The 15446-nt window shown below is 71.2% G+C and carries 12 protein-coding genes and 2 tRNA genes; 10 read left to right on the top strand and 4 right to left on the bottom strand.

Annotated features, from left to right (window positions below; translation table 11 throughout):
* Positions 1-187: 187 nt before the first annotated feature.
* Positions 188-1033, top strand: coding sequence for a zinc metalloprotease HtpX (locus VF468_31565; GenBank protein ID HEX5882824.1), 846 nt, complete (start codon positions 188-190; stop codon positions 1031-1033).
* Here the strand turns inward: VF468_31565 and VF468_31560 are convergent.
* From VF468_31560 to VF468_31545, 4 genes are all read right to left on the bottom strand, one after another.
* The gene (locus VF468_31560; protein HEX5882823.1) at positions 1021-2268 is read right to left on the bottom strand and encodes an APC family permease; all 1248 of its coding nucleotides are present in this window, start codon (positions 2266-2268) and stop codon (positions 1021-1023) included. The genes VF468_31565 and VF468_31560 overlap by 13 nt on opposite strands.
* A 4-nt stretch (positions 2269-2272) precedes the next feature.
* A complete protein-coding gene (locus tag VF468_31555) occupies positions 2273-3511 on the bottom strand; it encodes an RNA polymerase sigma factor (protein HEX5882822.1) in 1239 nt (412 codons plus the stop codon).
* Between the two features lie 22 nt (positions 3512-3533).
* On the bottom strand, positions 3534-3893 hold the full coding sequence (locus VF468_31550) for a YciI family protein (protein ID HEX5882821.1): 360 nt from the start codon (positions 3891-3893) through the stop codon (positions 3534-3536).
* A gap of 94 nt (positions 3894-3987) precedes the next feature.
* Entirely contained in the window at positions 3988-4476 is a 489-nt protein-coding gene (locus VF468_31545) for a YajQ family cyclic di-GMP-binding protein (GenBank protein HEX5882820.1), read from the bottom strand.
* Between the two features lie 118 nt (positions 4477-4594).
* Here VF468_31545 and VF468_31540 point away from each other — a divergent pair, with 118 nt between their 5' ends.
* From VF468_31540 to VF468_31500, 9 genes are all read left to right on the top strand, one after another.
* A complete protein-coding gene (locus VF468_31540; protein HEX5882819.1) occupies positions 4595-4978 on the top strand; it encodes an ATP-binding protein in 384 nt (127 codons plus the stop codon).
* Between the two features lie 54 nt (positions 4979-5032).
* Positions 5033-5114: transfer RNA gene (locus VF468_31535), tRNA-Tyr, on the top strand.
* 657 nt (positions 5115-5771) lie between these two features.
* A complete protein-coding gene (locus VF468_31530; protein HEX5882818.1) occupies positions 5772-7235 on the top strand; it encodes a glycosyltransferase in 1464 nt (487 codons plus the stop codon).
* A gap of 179 nt (positions 7236-7414) precedes the next feature.
* The gene (locus tag VF468_31525; protein HEX5882817.1) at positions 7415-9043 is read left to right on the top strand and encodes a hypothetical protein; all 1629 of its coding nucleotides are present in this window, start codon (positions 7415-7417) and stop codon (positions 9041-9043) included.
* Between the two features lie 326 nt (positions 9044-9369).
* Positions 9370-10770, top strand: a complete 1401-nt coding sequence (locus VF468_31520) for a hypothetical protein (protein HEX5882816.1) — start codon at positions 9370-9372, stop codon at positions 10768-10770.
* A gap of 1873 nt (positions 10771-12643) precedes the next feature.
* Positions 12644-12715: transfer RNA gene (locus VF468_31515), tRNA-Cys, on the top strand.
* Positions 12716-13109: 394 nt separating this feature from the next.
* Entirely contained in the window at positions 13110-13574 is a 465-nt protein-coding gene (locus tag VF468_31510; GenBank protein ID HEX5882815.1) for a hypothetical protein, read from the top strand.
* Positions 13571-14218 (top strand): hypothetical protein, encoded by a 648-nt coding sequence (locus VF468_31505; GenBank protein HEX5882814.1) that lies wholly within the window; start codon positions 13571-13573, stop codon positions 14216-14218. The genes VF468_31510 and VF468_31505 overlap by 4 nt, the downstream gene beginning before the upstream one ends.
* Before the next feature lie 56 nt (positions 14219-14274).
* A complete protein-coding gene (locus tag VF468_31500; protein HEX5882813.1) occupies positions 14275-15036 on the top strand; it encodes a hypothetical protein in 762 nt (253 codons plus the stop codon).
* Positions 15037-15446 lie beyond the last annotated feature (410 nt).

The raw sequence follows: 15446 nt of genomic DNA, 5'->3' as shown, positions 1-15446 counted from the left end.
GACCTTGAATCCGCCCGACGTACACTGCGGGATGTCAGGTCGAGGGGAGTAGCCCTCCGACGCTCCGTCAGCACGCCGCAGCCTGCGCGGCCGGGGCTCGGGCCACGTCCTTTGGCGGCGAGACTTCGACTTGACCGGTTCGTCCCGGCCGCAGTCGGGCGCCTTGCAGGCACAGGAGCCAAGAAGCATGACCGGCAGGAACTACCTCAAGACCACGCTGCTGCTGGCCGGCCTGAGCGGCCTGCTGCTGTTCATCGGCTCGCTGCTCGGCGGCAACTGGATCACGATCATGCTGATCGTCGCCGTGGCGATGAACGGCATCGCCTACTTCTACTCGGACAAGATCGCCATCCGCGCCGCCCGGGCGGTGCCCGTCACCGAGGCCCAGTTCCCCGAGCTGTACCAGATCGTCAAGGGGCTGGCCGACAGGGCCGGGATCCCCATGCCGCGGCTGTACGTCTCGCCCAGCCCGCAGCCCAACGCCTTCGCCACCGGCCGCAACCCCCAGCACGCCGCCGTCGCGGTCACCCAGGGCATCCTGCCCATCCTCGACCGACGCGAGCTGGAGGGCGTGCTCGCCCACGAGCTGTCGCACGTCCAGAACCGCGACATCCTGATCTCCTCGGTGGCCGCCACCATCGGGGCGGTCATCACCTGGGTCGCGCACCTGGCCATCTTCGTCCCCATGGGCGACGACGACGAGGGCGGCAACCCGATCGCCGCGCTGCTCATGGTCATCCTGGCCCCGATCGCGGCCATGCTGATCCAGATGGCGATCTCGCGCAGCCGCGAGTTCGGCGCCGACGCCACCGGGGCCCGGCTCACCCACGACCCGCGCGCGCTGGCCAGCGCCCTGCGCAAGATCGAGGCCTACTCGCGCGGCACTCCGCCGGCGACCACCAACCCGTCCACCGCCCACCTGTTCATCTCCAACCCGTTCAGGGGCGGCGTCGGCGTCGGCCGCCTCTTCTCGACCCACCCGGGCACCGCCGAGCGGGTCGAGCGGCTGGAGCGCATGGCCTACGACGGCTGACCGCGGGCCCGCCGGACGGCCCACACGACCGTCCCCACGGCGAGCATGGCCGCGCCGGCCAGCAGGGACGCCGCGGGCAGGCTGGCCGCCAGCAGCAGGCAGCCGGCCAGCCCCGTCCCGGCCAGCCAGCGCGGCCGTCGCCGCTCGCCTGGGCCGAGGGTCCAGGCGGCGGCGTTGGCCACGGCGTAGTAGACCAGCACCAGGGTCGAGCTGAACCCGATGGCGCCGCGCAGGTCGACGGCCAGGACGGCGGCGGCCACCAGGGCGGCCACGGCCAGCTCGGCCCGGTGCGGCACCCGGTGGCGGGGATGGACGGCGGCCAGGACGTGGGGCAGGTCGCGGTTGGCGGCCATGGCGAACCCGGTGCGGCTCAGCCCCGCCTGCAGCGACAGCAGCACCCCGAACGAGGCCACCGCCGCCCCGGCCCGCACGACCGGGGCCAGCTCGGCCAGGCGCCCGGCGGCGACGGCGTCGGCCAGGGGGGCGGCGGCCGCGGCCAGCGCCGCCGGCCCCACCGCGAGCAGGGCGGCCGTGGCCACGACCAGGTAGACGGCCAGGACGATCCCGAGGGCCAGGGGGACGGCTCGGGGGATGGTGCGGGCCGGGTCGGCCACCTCCTCGCCGAGGGTGGCGATCCTGGCGTAGCCGGCGAAGGCGAAGAACAGCAGCCCGGCCGCCTGGAGCACCCCGTGCGGGCCGGGCCAGCCCCCCGGCCCGGCCAGGTTGGCCGGCGCCGCCTGGCCGCCCAGCAGCATCCCGGCCACAGCCACGGCCAGCGCCGCCAGCACCAGCACGACCACGACCCGGGTCGCGGCCGCCGTCCTGGCCACCCCGCGGTAGTTGGCCACGGTGGCCGCGGCCAGCCCGCCCAGGGCCACCGGCCGGGCCAGCCCCGGCGCCAGGTAGCTGCCGAGGGTCAGGGCCATGGCGGCGCAGCTGGCCAGCTTCCCGCCCAGGAACGCCCATCCGGCCAGGAACCCCCAGAACGGCCCCAGCCGCCGCCGGCCGTACACGTAGGCCCCGCCCGACTCCGGGTAGACCGCGGCCAGCGCCGCCGACGAGGTGGCGTTCGCGTAGGCCACCAGCCCGGCCACCACCAGACCGGCGAGCAGCCAGCTCCCGGCCGCTCCCGCCGCCGGCCCGACGGCCGAGAACACCCCCGCCCCCAGCATCGACCCGAGCCCGAGCACCACCGCGTCGGCCAGGCCGAGGCGTCGGTCGAGCCGGTCGGGCATGGGGTCAGGCCGGGTCGAGCTCGGCCAGGCGGCGGGTGAGGAAGGCCCGCTCGACCGGGTTGGCGGCCAGCTCCAGGGCCCGGCGGTAGGCGGCCGCCGCCTCCGGGGCCCGGCCCAGGCGGCGCAGCAGGTCGGCCCGGCCGGCGTGGAGGAGGTGGTAGCCGTCCAGGTCGCCGGACGCGGCCAGGTCGTCCATCAGGGCCAGGCCGGCCGCCGGGCCGTCCCGCATGGCCACCGCCACCGCCCGGTTGAGGGCGACCACCGGCGAGGGGTTCAGCGCCATGAGCTGATCGTAGAGGACGGCGATGCGCCGCCAGTCGGTGGCCGCGGCCGTCGGCGCGACCGCGTGCAGGGCGGCGATGCAGGCCTGGAGCTGGTAGGGCCCGGGCGGGCCGCGGCGGATCGCCCGGTCGAGCAGGCCGACCCCCTCGTGGATCTTGGCCTTGTCCCAGCGGGCCCGGTCCTGGTCCTCCAGCAGCACCAGCTCGCCGCCCGGCCCGACCCGCCCCTCGCGGCGGGCGTCGTGCAGCAGCAGCAGGGCCAGCAGCCCCAGGGCCTCGCCCTCGTCGGGCATCAGCCCGGCCAGGACCTGGCCGAGGCGCAGCGCCTCGGCGCACAGCTCGCGGCGGACCAGGGCGTCGCCGGCGGTGGCCGCGTACCCCTCGTTGAAGATCAGGTAGAGCACGGCCAGCACCGACCCGAGCCGCTCCGGCAGCAGGTGGTCGGGCGGCACCCGGTAGGGGATGGCGGCGTCGCGGATCTTGCCCTTGGCCCGGACCAGCCGCTGGGCCATGGTCGCCTCCGGGACCAGGAAGGCGCGGGCGATCTCGGGGGTCGAGAGGCCCCCGAGGGTGCGCAGGGTGAGGGCGACCCGGGCCTCGGGCGAGAGGGCCGGGTGGCAGCAGGTGAAGATCAGCCGCAGCCGGTCGTCGGCAATGGTGTGCATCTCGCTGTCCTGGCCGCGGTCGGCCTCGAGCAGGGCCAGGGTGGCCCGGCGCTCGGCCAGGCCGCGCTCGCGGCGGAGCCGGTCGATGGCCTTGTTACGGGCGGTGGTGGTGATCCAGGCCCCGGGCCGGTCGGGCACGCCGCCGCCCGGCCAGCGCTCGACGGCGACCAGGAAGGCCTCCTGGACGGCCTCCTCGGCCAGGTCGAAGTCGCCGAGGAGGCGGATGAGGGTGGCCACGGCCTGCCCTGACTCCTCCCGGAACACCCGCTCGACCAGCGCGCGGGTCTCCTCGGCCACCCTCACCCCCGGATTCTCGTCCTCAGGACGGCATGCCCGTCTCCATGACCGGCCGGACCTCGATCGACCCGCGCCGGACGTCGGGGATCCTGGCCGCGATCTCGATCGCCTCGTCCAGGTCCTTGGCCTCGACCACGTAGAACCCGCCGAGCTGCTCCTTGGTCTCGGCGAACGGCCCGTCGGTGGTTAGCCGCTCGCCGTCGCGCACCTGCACGGTGGTCGCGGTGGCGGTCGGCTGCAGGGCCTCGCCGCCCTTGTAGATGCCGCGGTCTACGATGTCCTTGGTGAAGGCCATGTACTCCTGGAACTGGGCCTGGGACTCCTCCTCGGTCTGGCTGGCCCATTCCTGCTCGCTCGCGTAGATCAGCAGTGCGTACTGCATGCTCCCTCCCCGGGACCGGGGCGGCGCGGTTCGCCGCCCTCTATGCAACCGACGAGCGGCCCGCGTCGGAATCGACACCCCCCGGCCAGATCCCTCAACGATAGTTGGTGAAGCGCAGCGGCAGCCCCTCGTCGCGCTCCTTGAGCAGGGCGATCGCCTGCTGGAGGTCGTTCTTGCTCTTGCCCGTGACCCGCAGCTGGTCGCCCTGGACCTGGGCCTGCACCTTGAGCCCGGACTGGCGGATGGTCTTGGCCAGCGCCTTGGCCTTGTCCTCGGGGATGCCCTGGAGGAACGAGCACTCCACCCGGTAGGTCCCGCCGCCCGCAGGCCGCGGCTCCGAGGAGGTCAGCGCCTTGAGCGACACCGACCGCTTCACCAGCTTCTCCTTGAACACGTCGAGAGCGGCCAGGGCCCGCTGGTCGGTCTTGGAGACGATCACCACCCCCTCACCCGCCCAGGCCAGCGAGGTGCCGGTGTTCTTGAAGTCGAAGCGCTGCGACAGCTCCTTCCTTGCCTGGTTGACGGCGTTGTCGACCTCCTGACGGTCGACCTTGGCGACGACGTCGAACGAGGAGTCGGCCACGGCATCCTCCTTCCTCGAGATCCTCGGGGACGCTAGCAGACAGCCGGGTCGCGCAGGGCGGTTGATGGGGGACAAACCCGGGTAGTCGTTCCACTCCGTTCGCTCAGGGGAGGTGGGTGTGGGGTTCTCGCGGCAGTTCACCGGCGGCTTCGAGGACGTGGCCGACGCCCGGCGGTTCGTGGCCGCCACCCTGCTGCGCGACACCGAGCTCTACGAGGCGGCCCGGCTCCTGGTCGACGAGGCCATCACCAACCCGCTGCTGCACAGCGAGGCCTGCGAGACCGTCCGCGCCTTCCAGGTGACCATCGCCTTCCGCCCCCACGTGCTCCACGTCGAGGTCCACGACGGCGGCGCCCCGCTGCCGCTCGACCGCGACGGCGCCCGCCCGGTCTCGGTTGCCGGCCGCAGCCTCGAGCTGTTCGACACCCTGGCCCTCGTCTGGGACTCCTCCCCCGAGCCGGACCGCCCCGGCCATGTGGTCTGGTTCGAGCTGGAAGCCTGACCCCCACCCGGTTGTTGGGACGCTCCGGGGGCCGGTATCATCCGCCCTCGGTCCGGCAGGGTGCCCGAGCGGCCAAAGGGAGCGGTCTGTAAAATCGCCGGCATTGCCTACACAGGTTCGAATCCTGTCCCTGCCACATAGCCCCTGACCAGCAGCAATACGGTTGCGGGCCGCCCAGTCAAGTCGGGCTCGAAGGCTGGCTTCCCTCCGCCCGACGCCCAGCCGATACCGCCCGCCCAGCATGCGCTTCGGGGCGAACACTGCTTCGATCACCCCAGCCAAGCGGGGCGCGGTCTGGGGCAGCTGGTGGATGTACACCCGTTGGGCGAGCGCGCCGCCGTCGGCGTGGCGCAGTTGGGCGCGATGATGCTGGCCGGTAGTTTGTTGGCTGCCATGGGTCGAGGTCCCCCGCGAGGAGGTGCGGCGGCGGGCGATTGATGCCGCCGAGTTGCGAGGACGTCCGGCCGTCTAGCCACAGATGCCACGTGCGCGACCGCTCGCCGTAGCACAGGCCGGTCACGATGCCGCGCAGTGCGTGCGCGGTCAGGCCATCCTCGGCCAGCAAGATGGGCGACCACGTTCAGTCTCCACCGGGCCAGGGCGCTGCTCGGATGCTCGCCGTCGGCCAGCTCGGCGCGTCGGGACGGCGCGGCGTCGATCGCCGCGGCGGTCGCGCCGGAAGAGCCGTTCATTGTCGAGCAGGATAGCGGTTGGCCTGATGCGGCCAGAGCCTGCTCTGCGCAAGTGATATCCTACGCCCGATTTTGCCATTATACGGGGAAAGGCTCGTGGGGTGAGGTTGTCGGTCGTCGTACCGTTCCACAACGAGCTGCGTGCCCTCCCGACGGTGATCCAGCGCCTGCTCGCCGTGGACTTCGCGGCCTTGGGTGTGGAGACCGAGCTGATCTTCGTCGACGACGGTTCGACCGACGTCGGCCGCTACCTGCTCAACCCGCCACCCCGCGACGACATCCAGCTGATCGTGCACGAGCGTAACCAGGGCAAGGGAGCGGCGGTCAGGACCGGGCTGGAGGCGGCCACCGGCGACATCCTTTGCATCCAGGACGCCGACCTTGAGTACGACCCGGCCGAGCTGCCTGCGCTCATCCAGCCGATCCTCGACGGGGAGTTCGAGGTCGTCTACGGCTCGCGCTTCAAGGGCAGCGCTGCGGGGCTGTCCTACACACACCGGATGGCTAACCGTCTGCTGAATGTGACCGTCAATGTGCTGTTCAACCGCTATCTGTCGGATGTGTATACCGGCTACAAAGTCTTCACCCGCAAAGCGTTGGAAGGGCTCACGCTAACAGCGAAGACCTTTACCGTCGAGATGGAACTCACCGCGCATTTCTGGCGCAAGGGCTTGGTCATTTACGAGGTGCCGATCTCCTACCGGGCCCGCACCTACAGCCAAGGCAAGCAGCTCCACTTCAGCGACGGCTTGCGGGCCGCGGGCGCAGTGCTCCGCTATCGGTTCCGGTCTGCGCCCAAAGCGGTCGGGCCGTTGTCGCCGCTGGCCCCCGACGCCGCTGGAGCACTCGACGCGGCCGAAGGCAGTAGGGGCACGATCCATACCCTCGGTCTGGAGGACCTCAGCGAGGCAGTCCGCTACCGCCGCTACCTTTTCGGCTTGATCGAGCCCCACCTCGGCGATTCGGTGCTTGAGGTTGGCGCCGGTCTTGGGGACTTCACGGCTCAGCTGACCGGGCGAAAGCGGCTGGTGGTGACCGACAGCGATCCCTTCTGCCTGTGGTCGCTCCGCGCTCGGCTCAGCAGCCGGCCCGAGGTCGAGGTGCGAGCTCTCGACCTCCTCGGGGAGGTGAAGGTCGATCCGCCGGTGGACTCGGTCGTCGCCATCAACGTTCTCGAACACCTTGAGGAGGACGTGCGTGCCCTGAAAGCCATGGGTTCGACAGTGGCCGCAGGCGGCAACGTGGTCCTGCTCGTGCCAGGCTATCCGTCGCTGTACGGCGAGTTCGACCGTGCCGTCGGCCATGTTCGTCGCTATACCCCTGAGATGCTCCGCCAAGCCGTCGAGGCTGCAGGGCTCCAAGTGACGATGCTCAAGCCCGTGAACCTGCTAGGCGGGTTGGCGTGGTGGGCGGCGGTGCGAATGGGTGGCAGGGGCCGGCCAACGCCCACGCTGGTCAAGCTGTACGACCGGGTCATCGTGCCGCTGGTCCGCGTCTCCGAGCGGCGATTTGACCCCCCCTTCGGCCAGTCGGTGATCTGCGTTGCAAGGGTGCCGGAACAATAGACCCAGCAAAGGTCGCCCAGGAAGCCACCGCGTCGGCGCACGCACCGACATCTCGAACCTCTCCGACCCTTCTCAACCGACTGCGCACCGCGTGGCCGCCGCCGCTGTTTCTGCTGGCCTTCCTCGGGCTGGCGATGCTGCGGTACGCTCCGGCCTGGTCGTCACCGACCACAACCACGGTGGGGGGCGCCGACGGCGACGCGGCCATCATCATCTGGTTCCTGCGCTGGATCCCCTTCGCCGTCAACCACGGCCGCCAGCTCCTCTTCAGCGACCACCTGAACATCCCGGGCGGCGTCAACCTGATGTGGAACGCCTCGCTGCCGCTGCTCGGGTACCTGCTCTCGCCGCTGACGTCGCGGTGGGGGCCGGTGCTGACCTTCAACGTGGTGCTCGTGCTGGCCAACGGGCTCTCGGCCTGGGCAGCCTACCTGGCGATCCGGCGCTACGTTTCTGGGCACCTGGCCGCGGCCGTCGGCGGTTTGGTCTTCGGGTTTTCCCCGGTGATGCTGGGCCAGAGCAACCACCCGCACATCTCGTTCGCCTTCCTGGTCCCATTGATGCTGCTCGCGGTTGACGAGATCCTGGTCCGCCAGCGCCGCCCGCCCTGGCTGGTCGGGCCGCTCCTCGGGCTGATGGCCGGCTGCCAGCTCCTCATCGGCGAGGAGCTGCTGGCCGCGACCGTTCTGTTCGGGGTGCTGCTCTTGCTGGTGCTCGTGGCGACCAACCCGAGGGCGAGCTTGGAGTGGCGCCGGGTGGTACACGCGCTGCTCGCCTTCGCGCTGGCCGCGGTGGTCGGCGGCGCGATCGCCGCCAAGCCGCTCTCAGTCCAGTTCGCCGGCCCGCAGCGCATCGAGGGCGACATCACCAAGACCAACTACTCCAACGACCTGCTTGGCTACGTGACCCCCGGCTCCCCTCAGCTCCTCTCCTCCCAGCGCAGCGCCGAACAGGTCCGCCAGTTCGCCGGCGGCAACGCCGCCTATCTGGGCGTGCCGCTCCTGCTTGTGCTGGTCGCGCTGGTCGTCCGGTGGTGGCGCCGACCAGTGGTGCGGGTCGGGGCGGTGATGGTCCTGCTTGCGGCGGTCTTCTCCATGGGCCCATATCTCCATGTGGGCGGGCGGGCGACCACGATCGGACTGCCCTGGGCGCCGTTCCACCAACTGCCGGTGATCGCCAGCCTGATCCCGAGCCGGTTGGCGATGTACACGGCGCTGTTCGCCGGGCTGCTGCTCGCCGTGTTCCTGGACGCGGTCTGGAAGGGCGGCGGCTGGCGGCGGCTGGCCGCGGTCGCTGTGGCCGTGGCGGCCCTGGCCCCCCTGCTGCCCGCCGGGCCGGTCCCGGCCAGCAAGGCCGACACGCCACCGTTCTTCGCCACCGGCGCCGTGCGCCGGCTGCCGGAAGGGGGTGTGGCCCTGGTTCTGCCCTTCGCCAACCGCCGGGCCGCCAAGGCGATGACCTGGCAAGCCGAGGCCGGCATGTGGTTCCGCATGCCCGGCGGCTACGTTATCGGACCAACTCCCGATGGGCGGCCCCGTTTCGACTCCAACCCCAACTCGGCCACCAGGGCGTTCGGGGCGATCCAGCGGGGCCAGCCGGCGCCGCGGCTGGTCGGGGGCAGGCGCCGGGCGCTGGCAGCCAACCTGGCCGGTTGGGGCGTGGACACGATCATCGTCGGCCCGATGGAGCACCAAGCGACCATGCTGTGCTTCCTGACCGACCTGCTGGGCCGGCCGCCTACCCCGGTCGACGGGGTCTATTTGTGGCGTGACCCGGTGGTCCACATGCCGGCCCCGGCACGGACCTGACGGGCCATGACCCGGTCGCCGTTCGCCTTTCTGAAGAGTAGCCGCCTCGCCGACCGGCGCGGCCACCGCAAAGCCGGCTCGGGCGTAGGTTGTGCGAGCAACGGCCTGCCCACGCCATCCAGACCGTGAAGGCAGCAGTTGCCGCCTGCCCTCGGCAGTCGCGCCTCTTTGGATAGCGATGAAGCAGTGGTCCTCTTGGCCCTGTCTGCTAACGTCTTGCGTTTGTCTGGTCGAGCGGCTCAAAGGAGCGACCTCGTGAAGCCGTCTGTGCTCCTACCTGTCCCCAACGAAGCGGCCACTCTCGCCGAAGCTGTCCGACTGGCATCGTGAAGCCGTCCGACACCCGCCCTCCCGCCCCGGCCGGACAGGCGCGACGCGCCGCCCGCGGCCCGCTGCTGCCGGCCACCGCCGTCGCCGCGGCCTGCCTGGTGACCGTCGGCGTGCTCGGCACCTTCAGCATGCGCGGCTTTGGCCGGGTGCCGTTCTCGGTGCCGAGCTGGCCCTGGTACTACAGCTGGCCCTCCTACCTGTTCTGGTCGCCAGGGCTGGACGGCCCGGCCACCGTGGTCGCCCTGCCACTGGCCCTGCTGGCCGCCGCCGGCCTGGTCAGGCTCGCCCTGGTGAGCGGGCCGCCGCGGGCACTGCGGCTGGCCGGCTCGATGGCCGCCGTCCTAGTGCTCACCCTGGCCGTGGCCGCGCTGGCCGGCGGGCCGGCGGCCTGGGCGGCGCCGCTGGCCTTCATCGGCGAATACCCGGACGCGGTCGACCAGGTGGGCCCGATCCCGACCTTCCTCGGCGAGTTCCCGGCCCGGCTATCCTCGTTGCCCGACTACGCCGCCGTGCACCCGCCCTTCGCGACCGTGTTCTACGTGCTGGTCGACCGGGTCTGGCCCGGCCTAGACGGGGCCGCGCTGGCCACCGTCGTCGCCGGCTGCCTCGGTCTGCTGGTGGTAGCCGGCCTGGCCCGCGACGAGCTGGGCGAGGTGGGGGAGCGCTGGGCGGTCGCCTGCTGGGCCCTGGCCCCGGTCACCGTGCTGTACGTGGCCACCTCGGCCGACGCGATGTGGGCGCCGGTGCTCGCCGGCGGCGCCCTGGCCGCCGACCGGGGGCTGCGGCGCCGCTCCTGGTGGTGGACGGTGGCCGGCGGGGTGCTGCTGTGGCTGGCCTCGATGCTGACCTTCGCGGCCGCCCTGGTGCTGCCGTTCCTGGCCGTGCGCGCCCTGGCCGTCCGGGCCGCCGACGGCTGGGGCTGGGTGCTGCGCTGGGCGGCCGCCACCACGGCCGTGGTGCTCGGGCTGGCCGGGGCGCTGTGGTCCGCCACCGGCTACGACGTGGTCGCAGCCGTCCCGGCGGTACAGCGCTTCTGGAGCACCGCGCCGGGCACCCAGCAGCGCATCTGGTGGGTGTGGGCCTTCGCCGACTTGGTGGCGTTCGCCGCCATCCTTGGCTTCCCGCTAGCCGCCGCCCTGGTCGTACGGCTCCGCGACGCCGCGCGGGAGCGGGCCTGGGGGTCGTTCGAGGCGGCCACGCTGGCCAGCCTGCTCACCGCCGCCTGCTGGGGCCACACCCGCGGCGAGGTCGAGCGGATGTGGCAGTTCCTGGTCCCGTTCGCAGTGGTGGTGGCCGTGCGCCAGCTGCTGCGCTGGCGCGTCAGCCTGCCCCTGGTCGCGGGTCTCCTACTCGCCCAGGCGGTGGCCATCGAGGTCCTCTTCTACACCCGCTGGTAGCGGGCACTCGGCGGTGAGCACTTGGCAGGCGGTCTGACAAGCGTGGCTCTGGGGCACTGGGCAAGCCGACCGTTACCCAGCCGACACCGATCCGAGCTCGGCGGTGACGGGTGGTGCGCCGTAGACGCCGCGGGAGTGGGCGTGGATCGCTTGGATCGGCAACCAACCTGGCCCTCACGCGCGGCCGGTGACGCCTCAGCTCGCGCCTGGAGGCCCAAGCGTAGAAGGCTGAGCGGGGCACCTGTGGGTGCCAGGAAGTCGGTTGTGGCGCTAACTTGCCAGTTCGTGGAGACGCCACCGGGCCGCGCGATGATCGCTGCATGACCCTACGACTGCTCTACTTGATGTTCTGCAAGGTGAGCGGAGGCGGCTGCCCTCTTCAAGCGCCGTCGCTGCCAGGTGGAGTTGCTGCCGACACCCGAGATGATCCCGGTCTGGAATCAGGCCAAGGGCGCCCTGATCGGCCTGATCCACGTCATCTGCTAAGGCGGTCCCCCAGGAAGCAAGGCATCCCGCTCCGCCACCGGAGCCGCCCGGCTGCTGGCGCAACCCGGATCGTCTGTGCGCGGTTTGTCGTCGACTGCGGGACCGACGGAGACACCACGGGTGGCAAGGACAGGTGGGGGAGGGGTGCTGGGTGGGCTACGGACCTGGTGACTGGGTTCGATCCATTGCGGCGGCGCGGGTGCCGCTCGCACAAGCGAACCAGCGGAGCGGCCAGGATCGGTGTATGTGACCTCTTTGCGCACTCATACGTCCTGCCGTCTGCAGGTGGTGATCTCGTCGACGCAGGCGACTAGCAGACGGGCACCGGCGAACAATAGCCGCTCTTCCACAGATGACCGCCACATCTCCGCGGCCCCCCATCGCTCACAACCTCATCCGGCTTCAAGAAGCACCCCGACAACACCGACCGGTAGGGGCGGATGGCCCTATCGTTGTAGGCCGTCCATCCGGCACTGCCCGGGGTGCCACGGTGTCAGCACCCCGACCAGTCACGGCCTGGACGGCTCGACGCCACCAAACGCGGTGAGCGACCTCGCGGTCTCGCGGTCCGGGGAGTCTGCCACGTGACGCCGCAGTGGCGTAGCAGGCGCAGCCCGCTTCCGGCGACACGTTCTGTAGGGGCCATGCGATCCTGCGAACGGGTACCGTCTTGGTGGCAGCCGGCAACCGGGCTGCTCAGGAACACGCTGGTCCATGCCGCCGACAACACCCGCGGCGTCGACCCCCAGTTGAGAAAGGTCGCGATCACCATGGCACGGTCAACCGGAAAGGCCTTCTTCACCAACTTCAGCGCCTACGACGCGCCATTTCCCACCAGGACCCGGCTCGCGCTGGCGAACAACTGGAGGAAGCTCCGCAGCCGATCCGGCTGCTGTGGGAACTACGGCCAGCCAGGCTGCTGACAGCCGGCCGATGAGCCCCGTGAGGGTTCCCGCGATCACCAACACCCACCCCATCACGACGATCAGCACGACTGATTCCCAACCGGGTCGTGCGGGCGGCCGTCGACCAGCCTGCGGCGGGCGCGTTGCATCCGCGTGCCACCGACAGCACCACAAGCGGGTCAAGAAACGAACCGGCGTGCTGCGGCAGTCGGCCCAAGCGTGATGGTGGAGGTTCGGACCGCCCGATGGGCGTCCCATGTGGGCGGGGGAGAGTGATTCATGGGCCAGCCCGCTGCCCTCGTCGGTACGGAGCTCGATCAGGCGTCGACGGAGATTTCCCTCCGCCTTCCCTCCGCCCGACGCTGGGCCGCGCGGGACGGGGTGGAACAAGCAGGGACGCCGAGGCACGGCGGAGATTGTCGACAGGCTGCTTATGCACGTCACAAGCTATTGTCGAGAACAGGTAGGGATGGGACGGGACCGGCGGGGTGACGGCGGTGCGACCTGCAAAATCGCCGGCATTGCCTACACAGGTTCGAATCCTGTCCCTGCCACAACCCCTCTGAGCGCGAAACTGCCGCTACTGGCCGTCCGATCAGGCCGGGTTCGACGCTCCGGTTTCCCTCCACCCGACGCGCCGCCGACACCGCCCGCCCATCCCGCGCTGCCGGGCCGAACACGCCCTCGATCAGCCCGGCCACCCGGGATGCGGTCTGGGAGAGCTGGTGGATGTAGACCCGCTGGGCGAGGGCGCCGCCGCCGGCATGGCGGAGCTGGGCGGCGATGATGCTGGCCGGCTCCTTGTTGGGGCCGCGGGGCAGCTCCAGCCTGGGGTGTCGCCGCTCGAAGCTTCCCCTTGACCACGGTTGGGCCGGGCGTGCTCAATACCCCACAGGGTAGCGATCCGCGCACTACGACGACGGTAAGTCCGGGAAAGTAGGTGCGCCAATGACTGAAGGATCCGAGGCCCAGCTCATCAGCGAGTTCCGTGACCTGCTCGCCCGAGACGAGCTGACCGGGGACGTCACGGTGGTCTACGGGGTGTTGGGTGGCATTCCCGGCATGGCGGGCGGCGGCGGCGAGAACCTGAAGCTAGCCGGCGACGGCAGCCTGGAGGCGCCCGGCGAACCGGCCGTGCGGCTCGATCCCTCCGAGACACGTCAGCTGCTCCAGGAGGTGGCGTCGTCGCTCGACAGCATGGTGACCCGGGCCGAGGCACGCTTCCTTCCCGACTCGACCGTCGGCTGGGTCAAGATCGGCCTCCGCGGGAACGAGGCGACGATGTACTTCCTCGCCGACGAGGAGCAGCGCCACGGGCAGGATGCCCGCATCGCCCGGAGCGCCATGGTGGCGAACCGGCCCCTGCGCCAGATGGTGGGACGCGCCCGGGGCGAGGGGGGGCGAGGGCGGTGAGGGACCTCAGCCTCGAGGGCGTCGCCCGGAAGTACGGCGGGGTGGCCGGCGCCTACTCGGTGAAGGACGACATCTTCCCCGGGCCTCCCATCCCGAGCTCGGTCTCGCTCCGGACCAGGCTGGAGTCCCTGGCCCGCAAGCAGCACTCCATCGAGCGGAGCGAGTGCATCTACGGATGGACCGCGGCCTTCGAGCAGACCTGGACCCACATCCGGGTCCGCATCCGCCTGGTCCCCGACGCCGGCATCTCCACCGCCGAGATGAACACACTGCGGAGTACCTGGCGGGACGGGATCGAGAGCAGCTGGAACGACCGGCACGGATGCGGCCGCCAGGGCGAGCTCACCTGCCCGCTGGCCTTCGAGGTCCTCTGGGTCACCAGCGGCGAGCACCACACGGTGCGGGTCCGCAGGGGCCCTGGCCAGACGAACATGACGACCTGGCACACCACAGACGGCGGGGACGTCGCCGCCCACGAGTTCGGGCACATGCTCGGGAACGCGGACGAGTACGTCAATCCCGAGTGCCCGGACCGGAACCCGGTGAGCACCGGAACGATCATGGACGTCCTCGGGGGAACGATCCCTGCCCGGCTGGTGAGGCGGTTCGCCGACAACCTCGGCTCGGCCGTCGTGGGCATCTGACGGTCGCGGCGGCGTCCATCCTTCGGCACAACGGGGGCCGAGACGAGGAGGCAGAGATGTCAGAGCAGTTCTCCGGCCAGGTGACCATCGTCGACGGCCAGGGCCGGCAGGTGTTCAAGTTCGATTCCCAGGCGGCCGTGCTCGACCTCGGCGCCCAGGGCAACGAGGGGGATCTCCGCGTCCGGGGGGACGACGGAGCGTCCAAGATTCACCTGGACGGCGGGCGCCAGCTGATCATCGCCACCAACGCGGCCGGCGTCACGGTGTTCAAGTTCGAGGCCCAGCACGCCCTGCTCGACCTGGGCCCCAGCGGTGGCGTACCGGGCCCCGAGGCGGACCTGCGCATCTGGGGAGCGGACGGAAAGGTGAAGATCCACCTCGACGGCGGGTCGGGCGACATCAGGCTGGCCGGAGCCGACTGCGCCGAGGACTTCGACGCCGACGGACCCGACGGGATCGACCCTGGATCGGTGATGACGATCGGCGAGGGAGGCCGGGTCCGCCCCTGCACCGAGACGTACGACCGCCGGGTCGCCGGCGTGGTCTCCGGCGCCGGCAGCCTCCGCTCGGGCATCGTCATGGACAGCCGCCACGGACGACGCCGGACACCGGTGGCCCTGTCCGGCAAGGTCTACTGCCACGTCGACGCCGGCTACGGGCCCATCGACGTCGGCGACCTTCTCACGACGTCGGCCACCATCGGGCACGCCATGAAGGCGACCGACCCGTCGAGGGCGTTCGGCGCGACCCTCGGCAAGGCTTTGCAGCCGCTCGGCACCGGGACCGGCCTGATCCCGATCCTGGTCGCGCTCCAGTGACCACCGGGCCCAGGGTTGCACCTCCGCCCCTACGAAGGCTTCTCCACTGAGTCCAACGCCACCATCGGCGAGGAAGGCCCGATCTACTGCCCCCGAACCGGTAGCCTGGCGCGGTTCCTGGCGAGCGCCGAACGGCCGCCGCTACCGCATCGAGGTCTGCGAAGGCCACCGGCCGCCCGAGGTTGACGGCGGCCACCCCGGCGCCCAGCAGGCGCTTGGCGGGGCCGCCAGTCCCAGACCCGGATGAACCGCCGGCTCCTGAACCGACACGCACATCCTCACGGCGAGCCAGCCACCGCCAACTGCTGCTAGAGCGCCCTGGCCTGCTCGGCTGCCTCGCCGGGGGAACTCAGTCCACAAGGCGCTCTTCGCGTAGGTCTTATCACAACGGGCAGAGCGGCAGGCGGCCA

Source organism: Actinomycetota bacterium (genome assembly GCA_036280995.1).
Lineage (GTDB): Bacteria > Actinomycetota > CALGFH01 > CALGFH01 > CALGFH01 > CALGFH01.
Note: the sequence above shows the minus strand (reverse complement) of the source record. Positions and strands in the feature narration are given on the sequence as shown.

What these genes read in the sequence shown, in the direction of transcription:
- VF468_31565 (HEX5882824.1), top strand. Translation starts at nt 188, where the DNA reads ATGACCGGCAGGAACTACCTCAAGACCACGCTGCTGCTGGCCGGCCTG.
- VF468_31560 (HEX5882823.1), bottom strand. Translation starts at nt 2,268, where the DNA reads ATGCCCGACCGGCTCGACCGACGCCTCGGCCTGGCCGACGCGGTGGTG.
- VF468_31550 (HEX5882821.1), bottom strand. Translation starts at nt 3,893, where the DNA reads ATGCAGTACGCACTGCTGATCTACGCGAGCGAGCAGGAATGGGCCAGC.
- VF468_31510 (HEX5882815.1), top strand. Translation starts at nt 13,110, where the DNA reads ATGACTGAAGGATCCGAGGCCCAGCTCATCAGCGAGTTCCGTGACCTG.
- VF468_31500 (HEX5882813.1), top strand. Translation starts at nt 14,275, where the DNA reads ATGTCAGAGCAGTTCTCCGGCCAGGTGACCATCGTCGACGGCCAGGGC.